Source organism: Nocardia wallacei, assembly GCF_029868745.1.
Taxonomy (GTDB): Bacteria; Actinomycetota; Actinomycetes; order Mycobacteriales; family Mycobacteriaceae; genus Nocardia; species Nocardia wallacei_B.
This window is the reverse complement of the sequence record NZ_JARWOP010000051.1, coordinates 21,125-27,190: the sequence shown is the minus strand read 5'-3', so window position 1 is coordinate 27,190 and position 6,066 is coordinate 21,125. Positions and strand designations below refer to the sequence as shown.

Genomic DNA, 6,066 nt, shown 5'->3' with positions numbered 1-6,066 from the left:
ATCGACTCTCAGTATGCGATGAGAAGCGCTGTCGGCGTGGCTTTTTCGCGCGCACGGCCGGGCTTTTCCGAGGCCGCTACGGCAGGTCCGGCCCCTCGATCCCCAACTCCCGCAGGCGGTCCCGGTAGATCTCGACATTCGCGAGCTTGATGTCCTCGTAGCCGCGGACGACATCGTGCAGGGCGGCTGCCTCGACCGCGCGGTCGTAGTCGGTGGCGAGGGTGTCCGCGAGCGTGGTGACCATTCCGGTGTAATGCGCCAGCAGGGCACGTTCGACCTTGCGCACGCGGGTGTGACCGAACGGGTCGAACCTGGTGCCGCGCAGCCGCTTTCCCTCGGCCAGCACCCGCAGCGCGACTCGGCCGCGCGGGCCGATGCCGATCTTCTTCGTGCGGCCCAGCGCCCGCAGCACCGGCGGGTGCAGGCGGTAGGTGAGGCGGGAGCCGCCGGGCACCTGCGCCCGCACCTCGTCCAGGAATGCCGGATCGACCAGGCGGCGCGCCACCTCGTACTCGTCTTTGTACGCCGTGAATTTGTACAGTCCGCGCGCCACCTGCTCGCTGAACTCGGTGCGCTCGGTGACGCGGCGCTGTGCCTGCCAGACCCGCTCCATCGCGCGCACGTAGTCGCGGGCGACCCGCACGCCCTGGAAGCCGATCAGCTCCACGGCCCGCAGTTCGACCAGCCGTCGCGTCTCCCCCGTCGCGGTGAGCCCGTCGAACAGATCGGGTGGGACATCGCCCGCGGCACGGCGCGGACGCCGGGTCGCGGTCGCGGCGGCGAATTTCGCGGGCCGCGCCACCGCCGCCCGGCCCCAGCGGAACGCCGCGATATTCGCCCGGACCGCCACGCCGTTGATCTCGATGGCCTCCTCGATCGCCGTCGCGGGCAACCGCAGCCCGCCGATCTGGTAGGCGGCGCCCACGAGCAGGAAGTTGGCGGCGGCGGTGTCGCCGAACAGCGTCCGGGCGGCGGCCAGCGCGTCGAACGAACGCACCATACGCGACACCCCGTCCAGCCGCGCCAGGAGCGCCTCGGTCTCCGGATGGCGAACGGACTTGTCGTACACCATGTCTCCGGTGGGCGTGCGACTCGTCGACGCCACCGACAGCGTGTGCCGCGCGGACCCATAGGCGAGATTCTTCGGGTCCGCGGCGGTGAGCAGGTCGAAGGCGATGAGGCAGTCGGCGGACCCGGGCGTGAGCCGGTTCGACGGCTCCAGCGCACCCGGCGCGAACCGCAGATGCGACACCACCGGCCCGGCCTTCTGGCTCAGTCCGATCTGGTCCAGGCTCGCCACCTCGTACCCGGCGCGCAGCGCGGCGGTGGCCAGCACCTGATTCACGGTGACGATGCCGGTGCCGCCGATCCCCGCCAGGAAGACATTCTGCGTGGACGACGGTGCGGCGCAGGCGATGTCGTCGACCTCGGGCGGTTCGGGCCGCGCCCGCTCACGCCGGGGCGCCCGGGCCGGATCGGGCAGTTCCACGGTCACGAACGACGGGCAGTCGCCGTCGAGGCAGCTGTAGTCGGTGTTGCAGGAGGTCTGATCGATGCGCGTCTTACGGCCGAATTCGGTGTCCACCGGCTGCACCGACAGGCAGTTGCTCTTCGTTCCGCAGTCGCCGCAGCCCTCGCACACCGCCTCGTTGACGATCACCCGGGTGCGCCGCACCGGCAGGGCGCCGCGCTTGCGCTTGCGGCGCGCGTCGGCGGCGCAGTGCTGGTCGTAGATCAGCACGGTCACGCCCGGGATCTCGCGCAGCATGCGCTGTGCCTCGTCGAGCCGGTCGCGGTGCCAGAGCCGGGCGCCCGGCGCGAGATCCCGCTTGCGGTACTTCTTCGGTTCGTCCGCGCAGACGATGATCTGCCGGACGCCTTCCAGATTCAGCTTGTGCGTGAGCCGCGGCACCGCGAGCGCGCCCTCGGCGTCCTGAGCGCCGGTCATCGCGACCACATCGTTGTAGAGCAGCTTGAAGGTGATGTTCACCCCCGCCGCGATACACGCCTGCACGGCCAGCTGGCCGGAGTGGAAATACGTTCCGTCGCCGATGTTCTGGAACAGGTGCGGCACATCGGTGAACGGCGCCTGCCCGATCCACTGCGCGCCCTCGCCGCCCATCTGGGTCAGGCCGGTCACCCGGCTGTCCGCGCGGCTCGACATCGTCACCAGGGTGTGGCAGCCGATACCGCCGCCGGCCAGCGAGCCCTCCGGGACGGCGGTGGACCGGTTGTGCGGGCAGCCGCTACAGAAGTAGGCGGCCCGCTTCGTCGGCAGCACCGACAGCGACAATGGCTGCGGCAGCGGGCGTTTCGTGTCGACGCAGCCGTCCAGCGCCCGGCGCAGCGGATCGGCGATCCGGCCCGCGGTCAGTTCGCCGTCCTGGGGGAACAGCGGCCGCCCCGACCGGTCGCGCTTGCCGATGATCTGCGGTGCGTCGGCGGCGCCGTAGAGGATGTCGCAGAGCTGGGTCTCGACGAACGCCGTCTTGTCCTCGACCACGATGATCCGGGACAGTCCGGCGGCGAATTCGCGGACCCGTTCGGGGGCAAGCGGATAAGGCATGCCGATGCGCAGCAGCCGCACTCCGGCCCGCGTCAGCGCGTCGTCGTCCACACCGAGGTCCAGCAATGCCTGCCGGACGGCGTCGAATGTGGTTCCGGTGGCGGCGATCCCGACCGTCGCCCGCGCCGGATTCACCTCGATGACGTCGAGGTCGTTGCGCGTGCTGTACGCCTTGACGATCTCCCAGCGCGGGCCGTACAGGTCGGCCTCGGCCGGCACGCTGTCCGCGGGCGCCGCCATCGGACGCTGCCGGTAGGTGAAAGGCTTTCCCTCCCATTCGATCTCCGGAACCACGGTGTCGACCTCGCCCACCCGGCCGTCGACGGTCCACGCGCCGTCGGCCACATCCGCGACGATCTTCAACGCCACCAGGCATCCCGACGCCCGCGACAGCGCGACTCCGTGCAGCCCCATGGTGACGATCTCGGAGGCGTTGCGCGGGAACAGCACCGGGATGTTCAGCGCCGCCAGCGACCGCTCCGAGACGGCGGGCACGGTCGACGACTTCGCCGCCGGATCGTCACCGACCAGCAGCAGCACCCCGCCGTTCGGATCGGCGCCGTACATGTTCGCGTGCCGCAGCGCGTCGGTCGCCCGGTCCAGCCCGGGGCCCTTGCCGTACCAGACCCCCACCACGCCGTCGTGGGTGGCGTTACCCGCCGGGAGCCGCCCCTGACTGCCCCACACCGCGGTCGCGGCCAGTTCCTCGTTCAGCCCCGGTACGAAGCGAATGTCGTGCTCCGCCAGCACCTCCGGCATGCCCGTCAGCATCCGGTCCACCCCGCCCAGCGGCGAACCCTGGTACCCGGAGACGAACGTGCCCACCCGGCGCCCCGCGCGCAGGTCGCGCATATGCTGCTCGACCAGCTGCCGGGCGATCGCCTGCACGCCGGTCAGGACGACCGTCCCCGCGCCGACGCGGTAGCGGTCGGCGAGGTCGTACGGTGCTGTGAACACTTCGCGGTCGGCGAGTTCGGTCATCTGATCCACCCGTCCGTTCGGCGCCGATCGGGCGCCTCCCTAGTTGAGCATTCGTCGCCGTCATCCTGTCTCTGCAGCGCTGAATGAACAATAGACAGACCAAAAGTTAAGCAATATGCGCAAAGTGCGCCCTACCGAATGGGCACCAACTATGCAGAGTGCGGGCTGTGTTGTGACCCGTAACACTACTCTAGGCAGCCGGTTCACCCAGTAAACCGGCGGCCGTATCGCGAATCGGCGTCAGATCGACGTCGGCGGCGATCGACTCCTCCCGAGGGAACTCGTCGGTGAGTTTCTCGGTGCCGAACAGCGCGCGCACGAAGGCCGGATACACCGTGCGCGCCAGCATCCGGCCCGCGACCGCCGCCCCCTCCGACTCCGAAACACCCTGCCGCTCCGCGATATACGCGGCCAGCCGGACACCGGTGTCGGTGAACATCGTCTCGTGATACCGCGCCGACGCGTCGGGCAGCCGTTCCGCCTCGGTGATCACCAACCGGCAGGTGCGCACGATGGGCCGCCACAGCAGGGTCTGCAGGAAGCGGCCACAGAACAGAGTGACCGCCTCCACCGTGTCCGCGCTGTAGTGGCCGGGCTCCTTCAGCTTGTCCAGGTGCAGTTCACGCACGAACTCGATCACCGCCCGGAACAGCGCGTCCTTGTTCTCGAAGTGCGCGTATACCGACCGCTTCGACGTCGCCGCGCGCGCGGCCACCACATCCATCGACGCCCGGTCGTAGCCCAGCTCGAGGAAGACCTCCTTCGCCGTGAACAGGATGTGTTCTCGCAGCTCGCTTCCGCGCCTCGCCATGCCTCTTCCCTTCCCGCAAAGTAAACGGTACGGTGTAGTTTACTTTCGTTCCTCACTCAGGAGATGTGCATGATCGTCGTCACGACACCTACAGGCAGTATCGGCCACCAGGTTCTCGATGCCGTCCTCGACAGCGGGCGACCGGTCCGGGTGATCGCTCGCGATCCCGCCCGGCTGTCCGCGCGGGCCCGAGCGGAGGCGGAGATAGTGCGCGGCTCGCTGGCCGATTCCGGCGTCGTCACCGAGGCGTTCACCGGCGCCGACAGCGTGTTCTGGGTGGTGCCGCCGAATCCCCGGGCCGACAGCATCGCGGGCCACGTCCTCGAATTCACCCGTCCCCTGTGCGAGGCGATCGCCGCGAAGCGGATCGAGCGCGTCGTCGCGGTCTCCAGCCTGGGCCGCGCCACCGCGCGCAACGCCGGACAGATCTCGGCCATCTTCGCCATGGACCACCTGGTGGAGAGCACCGGCGTGCACTACCGGTCGCTGTGCCCGCCCGGGTTCATGGAGAACCTGCTCCGCCAGGTCGAGCCGATCAAGAACCAGGGCATGTTCTTCGGACCGACGTCCGGAGATCGCAAGGCGCCGCAGTGTTCCACCCGCGACATCGCGGCCGTCGCGACGGAACTGCTGCTCGACAATTCCTGGACCGGGCAGTCGAGCGTCCCGATCCTGGGCCCGGCGGACCTGTCGTCCGACGAGATGGCCGAGATCGTGTCCGAGGTGCTGGGCCGGCCGGTGCGTTACCAGCAGGTCGACCCCGAGGCGTTCAAGGCGAACCTCACCCGCAACGGCCTCTCCGACGCGTGGGCGCAAGGCCTTCTCGATATGGCCAATGCCGTGGACCAGGGCATCTACGATGCCGAGGCGGCCCTGACCGAGTACCGCACGCCCACCGGTTTCCGGCAGTGGTGTGAAGAGGTACTGAAGCCCGCCGTCGCGGCCTGATCAGGCGGCCACCGCCTCCGCCGCGAGGAACTTCTGCACCGATTCCGCTGCGCGGCGGTCGAATTCGGCGTACTGGGCCTCGCGCTCGGCGCCCGTCACCGCGTCACCGACGAGCAGGTTGCCCGCGGCGTCGAGGCGCTGCGGGCGCTCCTCGGCGTCGGGCAGCAGGCCGACGGCCGAATAGGTGAAGCCGCAGTAGTAGGCGATGCCCTCGTTGAGCGCGGTCTCCAGGACGCGCTGCATACCTTCGATGATGGGATCGTCGGACGTGGCGCCCGCTAGGCCTAGCCACAGCATGCGCTTGCCCGCCAGCCTGGGTTTGCTGCGGCCGTAGGCGAATCCGTAGTTCCACACCCGATCGATCCAGCCCTTCAGCAGAGCGGGCAGGCCCTGCCAGTACACCGGGAAGACCGCGACGACGACCTCGGCGGCGAGCACCCGCCGCATGTGCGCGTGCACCAGCTCCGAGTATTCCTTGTCGCGGTTGCCCCAGTCCGGCTGATCGGCCACCGTCATGCGCGGGTCGAAGCCCTCGGACTCGAGGTCGAGCAGGTCGACGCGGTAGCCCGCGGACTCGAGTTGCGCGGTGGTGCGCCGGGCGGTGTGCGCGGTGAGCGAATCGGTCCGGTGGTGCGCGACGACCACGAGGGCCGTCCGGGTGGTCTCACTACCGTTGTGCTGCACGGTTTCTCCTGAACTCACGGTGATATGTCCGTTTCAGTACACCCGCGCTCGTGTGGATGATCCATGGGAGAAACGC

The 6,066-nt window shown here is 69.4% G+C and carries 4 protein-coding genes; 1 reads left to right on the top strand and 3 read right to left on the bottom strand.

The window, feature by feature from the left end:
* Positions 1-76 precede the first annotated feature (76 nt).
* Both QH470_RS02900 and QH470_RS02895 read right to left on the bottom strand, forming a co-directional pair.
* A complete protein-coding gene (locus tag QH470_RS02900) occupies positions 77-3,547 on the bottom strand; it encodes an indolepyruvate ferredoxin oxidoreductase family protein (protein WP_280270673.1) in 3,471 nt (1,156 codons plus the stop codon).
* A 190-nt stretch (positions 3,548-3,737) separates the two neighbouring features.
* On the bottom strand, positions 3,738-4,358 hold the full coding sequence (locus QH470_RS02895) for a TetR/AcrR family transcriptional regulator (protein WP_280270672.1): 621 nt from the start codon (positions 4,356-4,358) through the stop codon (positions 3,738-3,740).
* 69 nt (positions 4,359-4,427) lie between these two features.
* Between QH470_RS02895 and QH470_RS02890 the strand changes: the two genes are divergently transcribed.
* Positions 4,428-5,306, top strand: coding sequence for an NmrA family NAD(P)-binding protein (locus QH470_RS02890; protein ID WP_280270671.1), 879 nt, complete (start codon positions 4,428-4,430; stop codon positions 5,304-5,306).
* On the opposite strand, the gene QH470_RS02885 is transcribed toward QH470_RS02890, so the two are convergent.
* Positions 5,307-6,008 (bottom strand): NAD(P)H oxidoreductase, encoded by a 702-nt coding sequence (locus tag QH470_RS02885; RefSeq protein WP_280270670.1) that lies wholly within the window; start codon positions 6,006-6,008, stop codon positions 5,307-5,309. It lies immediately after the preceding gene.
* Between the last annotated feature and the right edge of the window lie 58 nt (positions 6,009-6,066).